Annotated in this window: 14 protein-coding genes; 3 read left to right on the top strand and 11 right to left on the bottom strand. The window is 66.6% G+C overall.

The features are described 5' to 3' along the window. Positions 1-228: 228 nt before the first annotated feature. The 11 genes from ACI2KK_RS27015 to ccmA all read right to left on the bottom strand — a co-directional run bounded on the left by ACI2KK_RS27015 (position 229) and on the right by ccmA (position 8,575). On the bottom strand, positions 229-1,167 hold the full coding sequence (locus ACI2KK_RS27015) for a 2-hydroxyacid dehydrogenase (RefSeq protein WP_404671358.1): 939 nt from the start codon (positions 1,165-1,167) through the stop codon (positions 229-231). A gap of 76 nt (positions 1,168-1,243) precedes the next feature. Then, positions 1,244-1,654, bottom strand: coding sequence for a hypothetical protein (locus tag ACI2KK_RS27010; RefSeq protein ID WP_404671357.1), 411 nt, complete (start codon positions 1,652-1,654; stop codon positions 1,244-1,246). A 13-nt stretch (positions 1,655-1,667) separates the two neighbouring features. Then, positions 1,668-2,855 carry a c-type cytochrome biogenesis protein CcmI gene (gene ccmI, locus ACI2KK_RS27005; RefSeq protein ID WP_404671356.1) on the bottom strand — a complete coding sequence of 396 codons (1,188 nt, stop codon included), beginning with the start codon at positions 2,853-2,855 and terminating at the stop codon, positions 1,668-1,670. Then, positions 2,848-3,324, bottom strand: coding sequence for a cytochrome c-type biogenesis protein CcmH (locus tag ACI2KK_RS27000; protein WP_404671355.1), 477 nt, complete (start codon positions 3,322-3,324; stop codon positions 2,848-2,850). Before ACI2KK_RS27000 ends, ccmI begins: the two co-directional genes overlap by 8 nt. Next, positions 3,321-3,857 (bottom strand): DsbE family thiol:disulfide interchange protein, encoded by a 537-nt coding sequence (locus ACI2KK_RS26995; protein WP_217839621.1) that lies wholly within the window; start codon positions 3,855-3,857, stop codon positions 3,321-3,323. The genes ACI2KK_RS27000 and ACI2KK_RS26995 overlap by 4 nt, the downstream gene beginning before the upstream one ends. Further along, complete coding sequence (locus ACI2KK_RS26990; protein ID WP_404671359.1) at positions 3,854-5,827, bottom strand: heme lyase CcmF/NrfE family subunit; 1,974 nt, start codon at positions 5,825-5,827, stop codon at positions 3,854-3,856. The genes ACI2KK_RS26995 and ACI2KK_RS26990 overlap by 4 nt, the downstream gene beginning before the upstream one ends. A gap of 11 nt (positions 5,828-5,838) precedes the next feature. Further along, a complete protein-coding gene (gene ccmE, locus ACI2KK_RS26985; protein WP_404671354.1) occupies positions 5,839-6,294 on the bottom strand; it encodes a cytochrome c maturation protein CcmE in 456 nt (151 codons plus the stop codon). Beyond that, positions 6,291-6,467, bottom strand: a complete 177-nt coding sequence (gene ccmD, locus ACI2KK_RS26980) for a heme exporter protein CcmD (protein WP_404671353.1) — start codon at positions 6,465-6,467, stop codon at positions 6,291-6,293. Before ccmD ends, ccmE begins: the two co-directional genes overlap by 4 nt. Beyond that, positions 6,464-7,231, bottom strand: coding sequence for a heme ABC transporter permease (locus ACI2KK_RS26975; protein ID WP_404671352.1), 768 nt, complete (start codon positions 7,229-7,231; stop codon positions 6,464-6,466). The genes ccmD and ACI2KK_RS26975 overlap by 4 nt, the downstream gene beginning before the upstream one ends. A 46-nt stretch (positions 7,232-7,277) precedes the next feature. Further along, entirely contained in the window at positions 7,278-7,946 is a 669-nt protein-coding gene (gene ccmB, locus ACI2KK_RS26970; protein WP_217839625.1) for a heme exporter protein CcmB, read from the bottom strand. Further along, on the bottom strand, positions 7,943-8,575 hold the full coding sequence (gene ccmA, locus ACI2KK_RS26965) for a cytochrome c biogenesis heme-transporting ATPase CcmA (RefSeq protein WP_404671351.1): 633 nt from the start codon (positions 8,573-8,575) through the stop codon (positions 7,943-7,945). The genes ccmB and ccmA overlap by 4 nt, the downstream gene beginning before the upstream one ends. Before the next feature lie 240 nt (positions 8,576-8,815). Between ccmA and ACI2KK_RS26960 the strand changes: the two genes are divergently transcribed. From ACI2KK_RS26960 to ACI2KK_RS26950, 3 genes are all read left to right on the top strand, one after another. After that, on the top strand, positions 8,816-10,387 hold the full coding sequence (locus tag ACI2KK_RS26960) for a flagellar hook-length control protein FliK (protein ID WP_404671350.1): 1,572 nt from the start codon (positions 8,816-8,818) through the stop codon (positions 10,385-10,387). After that, entirely contained in the window at positions 10,384-10,719 is a 336-nt protein-coding gene (locus ACI2KK_RS26955) for an EscU/YscU/HrcU family type III secretion system export apparatus switch protein (protein ID WP_404671349.1), read from the top strand. The genes ACI2KK_RS26960 and ACI2KK_RS26955 overlap by 4 nt, the downstream gene beginning before the upstream one ends. 81 nt (positions 10,720-10,800) lie before the next feature. Continuing rightward, on the top strand, positions 10,801-13,548 hold the full coding sequence (locus tag ACI2KK_RS26950; RefSeq protein WP_404671348.1) for a dermonecrotic toxin domain-containing protein: 2,748 nt from the start codon (positions 10,801-10,803) through the stop codon (positions 13,546-13,548). The last annotated feature ends 143 nt before the right edge of the window (positions 13,549-13,691 follow it).

Genomic DNA, 13,691 nt, shown 5'->3' with positions numbered 1-13,691 from the left:
CGGAGCGAAGCGGAGGGCCGGATGAATGGAGCGCACGGTTTTTGGTTACTTTTTTCCACGAAAAAAAGTAACCCGCCGTAAGGGCGGAAAGGTGAGTAAGCGTCACTACAAATAATGAATGCGCATACAACTTTCCAAACAACCAAAGAACCCAAAAACTCAGAACTCAGAACTCAGAACTCAGAACCCAGAACTCAGAACTCAGAACCCAGAACTCAGAACCTCAAACTACCCAAGCACCGGCGTAACCACCCCACCCCCACCAAAAAACCCCTGCAAATTCCGCAAAACCAAAGCCACCGTATCCCGCGCCGCCTCAGGCGACTGCCCCGCCACATGCGGCGTCAACACCGTATTGTCAAGCCCGCGCAGCACCTCAGGCACCAAGGGCTCATCATCGAACACATCCAGCGCCGCCCCGGCAATCCCGCCGCTCTGCAAAGCCAGCACCAAGGCCTGGGTATCTACCACACTCGCCCGGGCAATATTCACCAGATACCCCTCAGCCCCCAGGGCCTCAAGCACCGCCCCATCCACCAGGTGCCGGGTGCCGGCCCCGCCAGGGGTGGCAACCACCAAAATGTCCACCGCATCGGCCAGGTGCAGCGGGCTGTCATACCAGGTGTAGGGCACATCAGCCCGAGGCGTACGGCTGTGGTAGCTGACACTCATGTCGAACCCCAGCGAAGCCCGCCGGGCAATGGCCTGCCCCACCGCGCCAAGGCCAATCACACCTAAGCGCTTGCCACTGACCGAAGGGCTGATCACCCGGTTCCACTCACCGCGCCGGGTGCTGGCATCGGCCCGCGGGATATCGCGCAACAGCGCCAGCAACAGGGCCAAGGCATGGTCAGCCACAGGCCCGGCATTGGCCCCGGCACCATTGGTGACCGTGATGCCCCGGGCGAACGCGGCCGCCAGGTCCACCTGCTCGTAACCGGCACCGATCACACAAATGATCTGCAGCCCAGGCAAAGCTTCGATTTCAGCGGCAGTCAGGCCCAGCGGCCCGCGGGTGAGCACGGCGTCAATCTCGCCGGCATGCCGGGCGATGGCGTCGGCGCGCATCTGTGGCGACGGCGCGCGGATCAGCCGGTAACCGGCCTGCTCCAGCAACGGCAGGTAATCGTCGACGGTTTCCACCAGCACCAGGACTGTCTTGTTCATGCCACCTCCAGACAATGGGAAGCGGCATTATGCAGCGGGCCGACCATGGCATGCCATCTCGGCCACAAGGCGCTCGTTACTGGGCGAAGGCCCTGCCCAGGCCGCCCGGCACGCCGCTGCTGTCGGTTTCCTGCCACGGGCCGTTGGGGCTCAGCGACCAGCTCCAGCCGCTGTTCCAGCGGTAGTAGGTGCGCTGGCGATAGAAGGTGTTCGGCTGCTTCTCGAGTACGTACACCCCAAGCTTGGGGTCCCAGTGGCTGGCGCCGCCCGGTGGCGGGGCGAAGCTGGCCGAGGTGCGTGGCATGGGTTTGGGGATCGCCGCCGGGCCGCTCGGCTGGCTGCCGGGCAGCGGCTTGACCACCGGACCCTGGGGTTGCGGCGTGCTCTCGATCGGCGGCAGCGGCTCGCGCTCCACCGGCGGGTGCACCGTACACGCAGAAAGCCCCAAAGCCAGGGTGATCAGGGTCAGGCGGACGGTGCTGTTCATGATGGCTGCTCGCTCAAGAATCGGGGCTGTCGATGGTCAGGTGCTGGGTAGCCTGGGTGCCGGTGGCCAGCGGCGCGCTCTGCGCCTTCCATTCACCTTGGGTCGGCTGGCCGGCACGCGAGACACGTGCAACCAGTTGGACTTCGGCGAAATCCGACAGTTTCATCTGCGGCATCATCGCGTCGGCGTCCGACAGTTCCACCTCGATGGGCAACTGCGCCACGGTCACGCGCTTGGCCGCCAGCGGCATCGGCGGGCCGTTGCTGGCGCGGGCGAAGATGAACACGGTGTCGTCCGGGCGCACTTTGTCTTTAAGCGCTGCAGCCAGCTCCACCCGCACTTTCAGGCGTGCGCTTTCGGCCACCTTGCCGCCGCCGGCCTTGAGCCGGTCGGCAGCGCGGTCGATACCGCCCTGCAAGGCAGCCCGCGAAGCGTCGCCCTCGGGCAGTTGCGCCAGCAGGCGCTTCCAGAAGTCGATGGCCTCCTGGTAACGCTCGCCCTCGAACGCGGCGATACCGCGCAGGCCCAGGCTGGTGACTTCGTTGGCGTCAGCCTTCAGCGCTTCGTCGGTGAGCGCCTGCACCTGCGCCGACCACTGCTTGTCGGCCGCAAAGTACAGTGCCTGGGCCCACTGCCCCAACAGCTCCGGCTGGCGGCCTGCCAGGGCCACGGCCCGCTCGAAGGCCTTGGCTGCATCGCCCGGGCGCTGCTCGGCCATGTAGGCACGGCCGAGGAAGTACAGGCCCTCGGCCGAGTCCGGCTGGGCCTGCACGGCGCGCTCCAGGCGCGTGGTCATCTCTTGCATCGACTGCGGCGCGCTGGCGAACTCACGGGTCAGCTCGACCTTGTCGGCAGCGCCAAAATGCAGGTACAGCCCCAACCCCATGGCGGGCACCAGCAGCGCTGCCAGCAGCGGGATCACCCGGCCCAACTGGCCCTGGCGCGCGCTATCGTCGCGCTCGGTGTCGGCCAGCAGCTCGCGGGCTGCCTCATCGCGCCCATTGGCCAGTTGCACGTCATCCAGCACGCCGGCGGCCTGCTGGGCGGCAAGCTCCGCCACACGTTCTTCGTACAACGCCACGTTGAGCGCGGTGCGGTCCTGTTCGGCCTGCTGGCGACGGCGGCCACGCAGAATGGGGATCAGCAGAAAAGACAGGGCGGCGAGCAGCAGCAGGCCCGCGCTAAGCCAGAATTCAGTCATGGGTACGTTCTTTTTCCAGCAGTTTGGCGAGCCGCGCGTGTTCGTCGGCGGACAGTTCGGTAGGGCCGGCCGCAGCCTGGCCACGGCGGCGCCGGACGATCACCGCCAGCACCACGAAGCCGCCGGCCAGCAAGATCCCGGGGCCGAACCAGAGCAGCCAGGTACGCCCGCTCAGGGCCGGCTTGTAGCGCACGAAGTCGCCGTAGCGATCGACCATGAAGTCGATGATCTGCTGGTTGCTCTGGTTCTCGCCGAGCATGCGGAAGATCTCGCGGCGCAGGTCAGCGGCAATCGGCGCGTTGGAGTCGGCGATGTCCTGGTTCTGGCACTTGGGGCAGCGCAGTTCCTTGGTCAGCTGCTGGTAGCGCTCACGCTCGGCCTCGTCGCGAAACTGATAGGTGTCGATGGCCGCCCGGGCCATGCCGGCCAGGCCCATGCCCAGCACGACGGCTGCCAGCCAGCGCTTCATGGCCGGGCCTCGTCGACCAGGCCCTGGTACAGCGGCGCCAGCTGCTCGCGCCACACCGTGGCATCCACCACACCGACGTGCTTGTAGCGGATGATGCCCTTGGCATCGACCAGGAAGGTTTCCGGCGCGCCGTATACGCCCAGGTCCAGCCCCAGCGAGCCCTGCGGGTCGGCGATGTTGAGCTGGTACGGGTTGTGGAATTCGGCCAGCCATTTCAGCGCGGCGGCGCTGTCATCCTTGTAGTTGACCCCGTGGATCACCACGCCCTGCTGCGCCAGTTGGTTGAGGTACGGGTGCTCGACCTTGCACGACGGGCACCAGGTGCCCCACACATTGACCAGCGCCGGGCGGCCCAGCAAGTCGGCCTGGGTCAGCGCCCGATCGCCCTGCACCGTTTGCAGTGCAAACGCCGGGAACGGCTTGCCGATCATCGCCGAGGGCAGCTCGTCGGGCTTGAGGAACAGCCCCTTGTACAGAAACACCGCCACCAGCAGGAATACCGCCAGTGGCACGACCATGATCCAACGCTTCATGCAGTCGCTCCAGACACGCCCAGGGCTTCACGCACCCGGGTCTTGACCTTGACGCGGTAGCGCCGGTCGAAGGCCGCCAGCAAGCCGCCCAGGCCGGTCAGAAGACCGCCCAGCCAGATCCAGCGCACATAGGGTTTGATATGCACCCGCACCGCCCAGGCGCCATTTTCCAGCGGCTCGCCCAAGGCGACGTACAGGTCGCGGGTAAAGCCTGCGTCGATACCGGCCTCGGTCATCATCGACTGCTGCACGGTGTACAGACGCTTCTCCGGGTGCAGCACGCTCACCTCACGGCCGTCGCGGGACACGCGGATGGTGCCCTTGTCGGAGATGAAGTTCGGCCCTTCGAAGTGCTTGGCGCCTTCGAACAGGAAGCGATAACCGCCAAGCTCGACGCTCTCGCCCGGCGCCATGCGCAGGTCGCGCTCGGCGCTGTTGTTGCTCGACAGCACCACGCCCAGGGCGCACACCACCAGGCCCAGGTGGGCCAACTGCATGCCCCAGTAGCTGCGGGTCAAGCCCGCCAGCCCCTTGCCCAGGCCCTTGTGGCGGGTTTTGTCGAGGATGTCGCGCACACCGCTGAGCACCACCCAGGCGGCCAGGGCGAATACGCTCAGCGCCGGCCAGTCGAAGTCGTCGACGATCAGCCCGGCCACCGGCGCCAGCACCGCGCTGCCCACCAGCACCGGGGTGAGCATGCCGGCCAGCCATTTGCCGGGGGTGTCCTTCCAGCGCACCAGCACGCCCACGCCCAGCACCAGCATCAGCAAGGCCATCAACGGCAGGAACAGCGCGTCGAAGTAAGGCGGGCCGACCGACAGCTTGGCCCCGGTCAGGGCATCGAGCACCAGCGGGTACAGGGTGCCCAGCAGAATCATCGAGGCCGCCACCACCAGCACCAGGTTGTTGGCCAGCAGCAGCGTCTCGCGCGACCACAGGGCAAAGCCCACCTGGCTCTTGACCACTGGCGCGCGCAGGGCGAACAAGGTCAGCGAGCCGCCGACCACGAACAACAGGAAAATCAGGATGAAAATGCCGCGCGACGGGTCGGCAGCAAAAGCGTGCACCGAAGTCAGCACCCCGGAGCGCACCAGGAAGGTACCCAGCAGGCTCAGCGAGAACGCGGCGATGGCCAGCAGCACGGTCCAGCTCTTGAACACGCCGCGCTTTTCGGTCACCGCCAGCGAGTGGATCAGCGCCGTGCCCACCAGCCAGGGCATGAACGAGGCGTTTTCCACCGGGTCCCAGAACCACCAGCCACCCCAGCCCAGCTCATAGTAGGCCCACCACGAACCCAGGGTGATGCCCACGCCGAGAAACGCCCAGGCAACGATGGTCCAGGGCCGCGACCAACGCGCCCAGGCCGCATCCAGTCGGCCGCCCAGCAGCGCGGCGATGGCGAAGGCGAAGGCCACCGAGAAGCCCACATAGCCCATGTACAGCATCGGCGGGTGGACGATCAGGCCAAAGTCCTGCAGCAGCGGGTTGAGGTCGCGGCCGTTGGCCGGCACCTGCGGCAGCAGGCGCGAGAACGGGTTGGAGGTGATGATCAAAAAGCTCAAGAAGCCCACGCTGATCATGCCCATCACCGCCAGCACCCGGGCCAGCATCACCTGCGGCAGCTGGCGCGAGAACACCGACACGGCGAAGGTCCAGCCCCCCAGAATCAGCGCCCACAGCAGCAGCGAGCCTTCGTGGGCACCCCACACGGCGCTGAACTTGTAGTACCAGGGCAAGGCGCTGTTGGAGTTATTGGCTACATAGGCGACCGAGAAGTTGTCGGTCATGAAGGCGTGGGTCAGGCAGGCGAAGGCGAACGCCAAAAAGGCGAACTGCCCCCAGGCCGCCGGGCGCGCCAGGCCCATCCACAGGCTGTCGCCGCGCCAGGCGCCGAGCAGCGGCACGCTGGCCTGCACGGCAGCGAAGCAGATCGCCAGGATCATCGCCAACTGCCCGAGTTCGGGTATCACCAGGGCTGCGTTCATGGCTTGGCCTGCGTGTCAGTGGCGGCCTGGCCGCTCTCTTTGAGGGCCTTGGTGACCTCTGGCGGCATGTATTTCTCGTCGTGCTTGGCCAGCACTTCGTCGGCCACCACCACACCCTCGGCGTTGAGCTTGCCCAAGGCGACGATACCCTGCCCTTCGCGGAACAGGTCGGGGAGGATGCCGCGGTAGGTGATCGGCACCGATTTACTGTAGTCGGTGACCACGAAGCGCACATCCAGCGAGTCGGCCGAGCGCTGCACCGAGCCCTTCTCGACCATGCCGCCGGCGCGGATGCGCGTGTCCAGCGGCGCCTCGCCGTTGGCGATCTGGGTGGGGGTGTAGAACAGGTTGATGTTCTGTTGCAGGGCGCTCAGGGCAAAGCCCACGGCCACGCCGACACCGGCCAGCAGGCCGAGGATGATGAACAGGCGTTTCTTGCGCTGCGGATTCACGGTTTGGTCTCCCGGCGCAGTCGTCGCGCCTCTTCTTGCAAATAGCGACGCCGGGCCAGCATCGGGGTGGCGACATTCAGCGCCAACACTGCCAGGCAAATGCCATAGGCCGACCAGACGTACAGGCCATGGTGGCCCATGGCGAGGAAATCACTGAAGGATGCAAAGCTCATCGCGCGCCCTCCCGCCCCAGGCTGTTCAACACTTCATCCCTGACCCAACTGGCGCGCGCCTCGCGCTTGAGCACTTCAAGGCGCATGCGCAACAGCAGCACCGCACCGAAAAAGCAGTAGAAACCCAGCGCGGTGCACAGCAGCGGCAGCCACATTTCAGCCGGCATCGCGGGTTTTTCGGTGAGGGTGAAGGTAGCGCCCTGGTGCAGGGTGTTCCACCACTCCACCGAGTACTTGATGATCGGGATGTTCACCACGCCGACGATGGCCAGCACCGCGCAGGCCTTGGCCGCGCTGTCGCGGTTACTGATGGCCTGGCCCAAGGCGATGATGCCGAAGTACAAGAACAGCAGGATCAGCATCGAGGTCAGGCGCGCGTCCCACACCCACCAACTGCCCCAGGTGGGCTTGCCCCAGATGGCGCCGGTGACCAGCGCCACCGCAGTCATCCAGGCGCCGATCGGCGCGGCGCACTGCAGCGCCACGTCGGCCAGTTTCATCTTCCACACCAGCCCCACCACCCCGGCCACGGCCAGCAGCACGTAGCACGACTGCGCCAGCATGGCCGCCGGCACGTGGATATAGATGATGCGGAAGCTGTTGCCCTGCTGGTAGTCCTGCGGGGCGAAGGCCAGGCCCCAGGTGATGCCCACCACCAGCAACAGCACGGCAGACACCGCCAGCCACGGCAGCATGCGACCGCTGATGGCATAGAACCATTTCGGCGAGCCCAGTTTGTGGAACCACGTCCAGCTTATTTTCATCAGGGTACATCCAGGGTGTTGGCCGGGCTGCAGTGCCCGGCACTCGTTATTCGCCGACGCTGATTTTCAGCCCGGCGGCGATCGCAAAGGGTGCCAGTGTCACGGTCAGGGCAGTCAGGCTGGCAAGCCAGAGCAGTTGGCCGGTGGCCGGCATATTCTGCAACGCGGCCTGCAACGCACCACTGCCCAAGATCAATACAGGGATATACAACGGCAGAATCAACAGCGCCAGCAGCAGGCCGCCACGCTTGAGCCCGACCGTCAGCGCCGCGCCCACCGCACCGAGCAAACTCAGCACCGGGGTGCCCAGCAACAAAGAAGCCAGCAGCACCGGCAGGCAACTGGGCGGCAGCCCCAGCATCAGCGCCAGCAACGGCGCCAACAATACCAGCGCCAGCCCGGAAAATATCCAGTGGGCCAGTACCTTGGCCAGCACCAGCAGCGCCAGCGGGTGCGGCGAAAGCACCCACTGCTCTAGCGAACCGTCCTCGAAATCGCTGCGAAACAGCCCGTCCAGCGACAGCAACACCGCCAGCAGCGCTGCCACCCATACCAATCCTGGCGACAAGGTTTGCAACAATTGGCTTTCCGGACCGACCGCCAAGGGGAACAGCGCCACCACGATGGCAAAGAACACCAGTGGGTTGGCAAGCTCTGCCGGGCGGCGGAACAGCAGACGCGCTTCGCGGCGCAACAACAGAAGGAATACGCTCATGCCGCCCATTGCCCCAGGTTCAGTTCGCGGTAGCCGGACGGCGTGTGCGCCAGTGTGTGGTGGGTGGTCAGCACCACCGTTCCGCCTTGCTCGCAGTGGGCCGCCAGGTGCGCTTCCAGTTGCGCGACGCCCTGTTTGTCGAGGGCGGTGAAAGGCTCGTCGAGAATCCACAGCGGCGGACTTTCCAGGTACAGCCGGGCCAGTGCCACGCGGCGCTGCTGGCCGGCCGACAGGGTGTGGCAGGGGACATCCTCGAAGCCGCGCAGCCCGACTGCCTCCAGCGCCTGCCAGATAGCCCCCGAGGTGGCCGGCCGGTGCAGGGCGCACAGCCAGGCGAGGTTTTCTTCGGCAGTGAGCAGGTCCTTGATGCCGGCGGCATGGCCGATCCACAGCAGGATGCTGGCCAGGGCATGGCGCTGCTCGGCCAAAGGCTGCCCGTTGAACAGGATCTGCCCGGCGGTCGGCTGCATCAACCCGGCCAGCAAACGCAGCAGGCTGGTCTTGCCGCTGCCGTTGGGCCCGGCGATCTGCAGCATGTCGCCGGGGCGCAGTTCGAAGTCCAGGTGCTCGAACAGCAGGCGCCAGTCGCGCTCGCAGGCCAGGCCTGCGGCTTGGAGGTGAAGGGTCACGGTATCGCCTTATGCATTGGCCATGGGCCGGTGTTGCATGCTTCGCGGGTAAACCCGCTCCCACAGGCCTTGCGCTGGCCCTGTGGGAGCGGGTTTACCCGCGAAGCCGCAAACACCGCTCTGCGGCCTGTGTCTCAAGTCGCCCCGGGCCCTGCCGTTATACTGGCAGGCGGGCGCGCGGCATTATTGCATGTGTCGCCGCGCTGCCACGAGGGCTGGTTCGACAGGTTGTATACAATCATGACTGAAATCAATAGTCTCGGCGCACAAACTGCGTTAAACACGCAGGTGGTCAAGGCGACCATGACCGGTGACCTGCTGCGCCTGCTGCAACCCCAGCCAGGGGTGGTGGCCGAGGGCGAGACCGCGCAGGCCGAGGTGCTGTCGCTGCGCCAGGTGGGCCAGACCTACATGATGCTGATGCGCCTGAGCGCCAACAGCGGCCAGCAGACCCAGGTGCAGACCAGCGCCAGCTTCCCCCTACCGCAAGGCAGCCAGGTCAGCGTCACGCAAACCCAGAACAACGAACTGGCACTGGTGGTGCAGGCCGGCAAGGCCAACAACGTCGCCACTCTCACCCGCCTGGACACCAGCCAGACCCCAGTGGGCACCCTGCTGCAAGGCAAGGTGGTCACCACCCAGGCACTGCCGCAAAACCCGGGCGAGGTGGCCAGCTACCGCTCGCTGGTAACCCTGCTGAGCAGCAGCCAGGCCGGCACCACCCTGACCATCGACAGCCCCCGGCCCTTGCCGGTAGGCAGCCTGCTCAGCGCCGTGGTGCAGGGCGACCAGTCGCTGCGCTTCGTGCCCCTGAGCGGCCGCCAGGACCAGTTGGCCGTTGCCCAACAACTGGCCACCCAGCAAAGCCAGCAGGCCTCGTTGCCGGGCCTGCTCAACGCCCTGCAGCAAGTCGCCCGCTCGCCCGACACCGGCGCCGAGCTGCGCGCCAGCGCCGAACGGCTGCTGGCCAGCCTGCCCCAGGCGCGCGAGCTGGCCGACCCGAAAACCGTCGCGCAAAGCCTGAACAACAGCGGCGCCTTCCTCGAAGCCAAGCTGCTGGGCGGCCTGGCCGGCAGTGTGGTGCCCGACCTCAAGGCGCAACTGGTGCGCCTGGTCGCCCAGTTGCCCGCCCCGCCCACCGGCACCCTGGCCAGCCCGACGCTGGTCGCCAGCACCCTGGCCCAGGCCCTGCCTGGCTTTGCCCGCAACGCCCTGGGCATGCTCGGCCAGGTCAGCCCGCGCCCGCAGCCGGGCGCCTTCCCCCTGCCCTCGCGGCTGTTGCAGGCGCTGGAGGACGAAGGCGACCTGCAACAGCTGCTGCGCCTGGCCGCCGGCGCCGTGTCGCGCCTGCAAAGCCATGCGCTGTCCAGCCTGCAGCAAAGCGGCACCCTGGAAAACGGCAACCTGCAGACCAGCTGGCAAACCGAGGTGCCGATCCGCCACGGGCAGGAGTTCATCCCCCTGCAGGTCAAGCTGCAGCGCGAGGAAACCCCGGAACAAAAGGCAGGCCGCGAGCGCGAGCAAGAACAACGCGACCCGCTGCAGGCCCTGTGGCGCATTGAGCTGGCCTTCGACCTGGCCCCGCTGGGGCCGCTGCAGGTGCAGGCGCAACTGGCCCAGGGGCGCTTGACTGGCCAGTTGTGGGCCGAGCAGGAGCGTACCGCGCGGCTGATCGACAGCCAACTGGGCACCCTGCGCGAGCGCCTGCTGGCCCGCGGCCTGGATGTCGGCGACCTGGAGTGCTTCCCCGGCACCCCGCCACAAGGGCCGCGCACGCGCCTGGAACAACGCTGGGTGGACGAGACCGCATGAAGCACAAGCAACCGCGCCAGGCCATCGCCCTGAGCTACGACGGCCAGCAGGCCCCCACCCTCAGCGCCAAGGGCGACGACGAGCTGGCCGAGGCCATCCTCGCCATTGCCCGCGAACACGAAGTGCCGATCTACGAGAACGCCGAACTGGTGCGCCTGCTGGCACGCCTGGAGCTCGGCGAGCAGATCCCCGAGGCGCTGTACCTGACCATCGCCGAAATCATCGCCTTTGCCTGGCAACTGCGCGGCAAGGTGCCGGCGGGCTTTGACGACAGCCCACCGGGCGAGCGCGACATCACCCCAAACCTGCCACGCCTGCCACACCAGCCCTGAGGCCAGGGGGCATACCAGTACCTCCTGGCCTGCCCGGCAAGCCTGCATCGTGGTTGCCCATTCCTGACCAGGGCAATCACCATGACCACCCGTTATATCGCCGATGCCGGCGTGCACCTGGTGCGCGACCACCTCAAGGCCTTCCCCCGCCCCGACCGCGCCGCGGCCGAGGCCATCCGCAATTGGGCCGGCCAGCGCGGCCTGGCCCTGGACCCGGACCGCACCGACGTGGTGGTGCTGCACCACCAATGGCGCCATGGCGTTGGCGACGTCGGGGTGCTGGCGCAGAAAATGACCCTGACCCAGGCAGTGCTGGCCAACTGGCAGGGGGAGTCGGCCAACAATCTGCTGGGGGCCACCTTCGGCCAGCCCTGGGCCGGCAGCTTCCCCGACAGCCAGCGCATCACCCTGGTGGACCGGCTCGAGCCGCCGGGCGCTTTGCAAAGCGGCACCGGTTACCTGGTCTACAACGGCCTGTTCCGCCAGGCCAGCCCTGCCGAGTACAGCGCCCGCACCCATGTACAGCTGGCGGCCGAGGACTTTCAGCGGTTCATCTGGAACCTGGACTTCCATACTACTTTCAAAGCGATGCTCGACCGTTACTGGCACTCGAACACAGACAGCCACCGCCTGGCGGCCAAGCTGGCTTTCATCACCGCCTGCAACCGCCAGGTAGCCGAGGGCAGCCTGGCTGACGATGCGCGGCGCCTGGCCTGGCGTGCCGCCGGGCTGGAACAGGCGCCGCACCCGGTGCATGTGCGCTTTCTGAACATCTACGGCTACGTGGCCACCGACCTGATACAGATCAGCGACAGCCACAGTGGCCTGACCCTGCTGTACATCCCCGGCAACAGTGCGCCGCTGCACCGTTTCGCCAACCAGCACAGCCTGCAGGAGTGGGTTGCCGGGCAATGCCGCAACCGCGAAACCCGGGCGGCCCTGAAACAGCACTTCGCCCTCGCCGACCTGCCCGATGGCCTGGACTTCAGCGGCCTGGACACCGCGCTGCAAGGGCTTGCGGTGTACCCGGCAGCCAACGACCTGCCCAGCGACCACCCAGGCTTCACCACCGAAGGCATCTGGTACCCGCACACCTACGTCAACTACAAGGCCGACAAGTACAGCCCGCTGATCGAGGGCGAGCTGTTCCACGCCCTGACCCAACAGCAACGCAGCCGCAGCTACGCCGACGCCGACTACCGGATCACTAGCGACAGCGACATCACCAAGGCCCGCTGGCATGGCTACCTGGACTCGGCGATCAACCTGCTGGCGCCGCTGGCTATCGTGCTACCGGAGCTGGCGCCGATCTTCGCCCTCGGCGGCATCATCCAGTTCGGCCTGGGGCTGGACCAGGCGATCAACGGCCACGGCCAGCAGCAACGCGCAGAAGGCGTAAGCAGCGCCACCTTTGGCCTGCTCAATGCCCTGCCACTGCTACATGCCGGCGTATCCAAGGGTGCGGCACTGTTCAGAATCAAGGCCGACGGGTTCGTCGTACCCGGCGAGTTCAATGGCAGGCGCGGCTACCCGTTGAGCCCGGTCTCGCCGCCACACTGGCCGCTCGAGGAAGCCGCGCAGTACTTCCACCTCCCCGACCCCATAGCACCGCTGGACGGCGCCGATGGCATCACTGCCGCGGCCATCATCCGCGAACCGCGCTACGACGGCACGCCCGACCTGCTGTCGGCATCTGTCAATAACTACAACGCCTATGTCATCTACGACATGGAGACCGACAGCTTCATCCTCGAAGGCGACCAGAACGAGGTACTGGCGCAGCACTACGTGCCCCAAGCCGGCAGCCGCGACCTGCAGCCGATCGATGTGCGTAACCGTGTCGCCACCGACCCGATGCGCATGGGCACGCTGCGGGCCCTGGGTATCGACCTGCACCTGCCGGTACAGATTCCCGCAACCCCCTTGGCCGGTGCACGGGCGATACCCAGGCAGTTCACCTGCCTGTGGGTAGGCGACAAGGTGCTGGATGCGCAACTGCTGACCAACCTGGGCAACAACACCGAGCGGCTGGGCAGCAGCCAGTACCGCCTGAGGCTGTGCCTTTCCAGGGCCACCCCCACCGCCCACGCTGAAAACCTGCGTTTGCTCGGCGCCCACGCACCGGGGCTGCAAGTGCTGGCGCTGGAAGACCAGCGCTGGTTCGCCGCCTTTCGCGACGGCCCTTACCATGCCCAGTACCAGGCCGCGCTGGACGGCGGCAACTACGCGTCGGCCTCGGATGTGCTGCGCTACCCGATGCTGCACAGCGAGGGGGGGATCTACATGGATGTCGACGACAGCCTGCTGGCAGCAGGCGAATACCCCTACACCCGCAACGGTGAACCCTTCGGCAGCCCGGGCGAAGCGCTGGATGAGGTGCAGATGAACACCACCGAGGATGGCCTGTTGCTGTTCCCGCCGGTGTCCAACGAGACGCTGGGCATGAACTGCCAGTTCAACTCCAGCCTGATCGGCAGCCATGCCGGCAACCCCACATTGCTGGCGATCAGCGAAGAAATGCGCACACGTTACCTGGCCGAAGCGGACTTCTACACCCGCCGGCCAAGCCTGCAAGAGGATCCGCAGGGGTTCTACGCCTACGCCGCAACACTCAACCGGCTAACCGGCCCGGGGCTGCTGACTGACATGGTCGACCGTCACCTGCCGCCATTGCGGCTGCTGCGCCACATCACCAACCTGTACCAGATGCCGCGCATCAATGCCCGGCTGTACGTGGACCTGCCGGCCTACAAGGCGGCGTTGCGCCACTTGCTGCCCTTCAACCGGTTTGTCCGGGTGGGTGGCTTCCACTCCTGGGCCAAACCTTAGAAAAACGAAGGGCCGCTGCGCGCCCCATCGCCGGCAAGCCGGCTCCTACAGGGGTTTTTGTTGGGGGCCGCCTGGCCCCCCAGGGGGGCCCCCCGGCCCCCCACCAGAGCGCCACATTATAGCCCCCGGGGCACCAGGACCAC

This window comes from Pseudomonas sp. NPDC089406 (assembly GCF_044900265.1).
Taxonomy (GTDB): Bacteria; Pseudomonadota; Gammaproteobacteria; order Pseudomonadales; family Pseudomonadaceae; genus Aquipseudomonas; species Aquipseudomonas fakonensis.
This window is presented reverse-complemented; position numbering and strand designations above follow the sequence as displayed.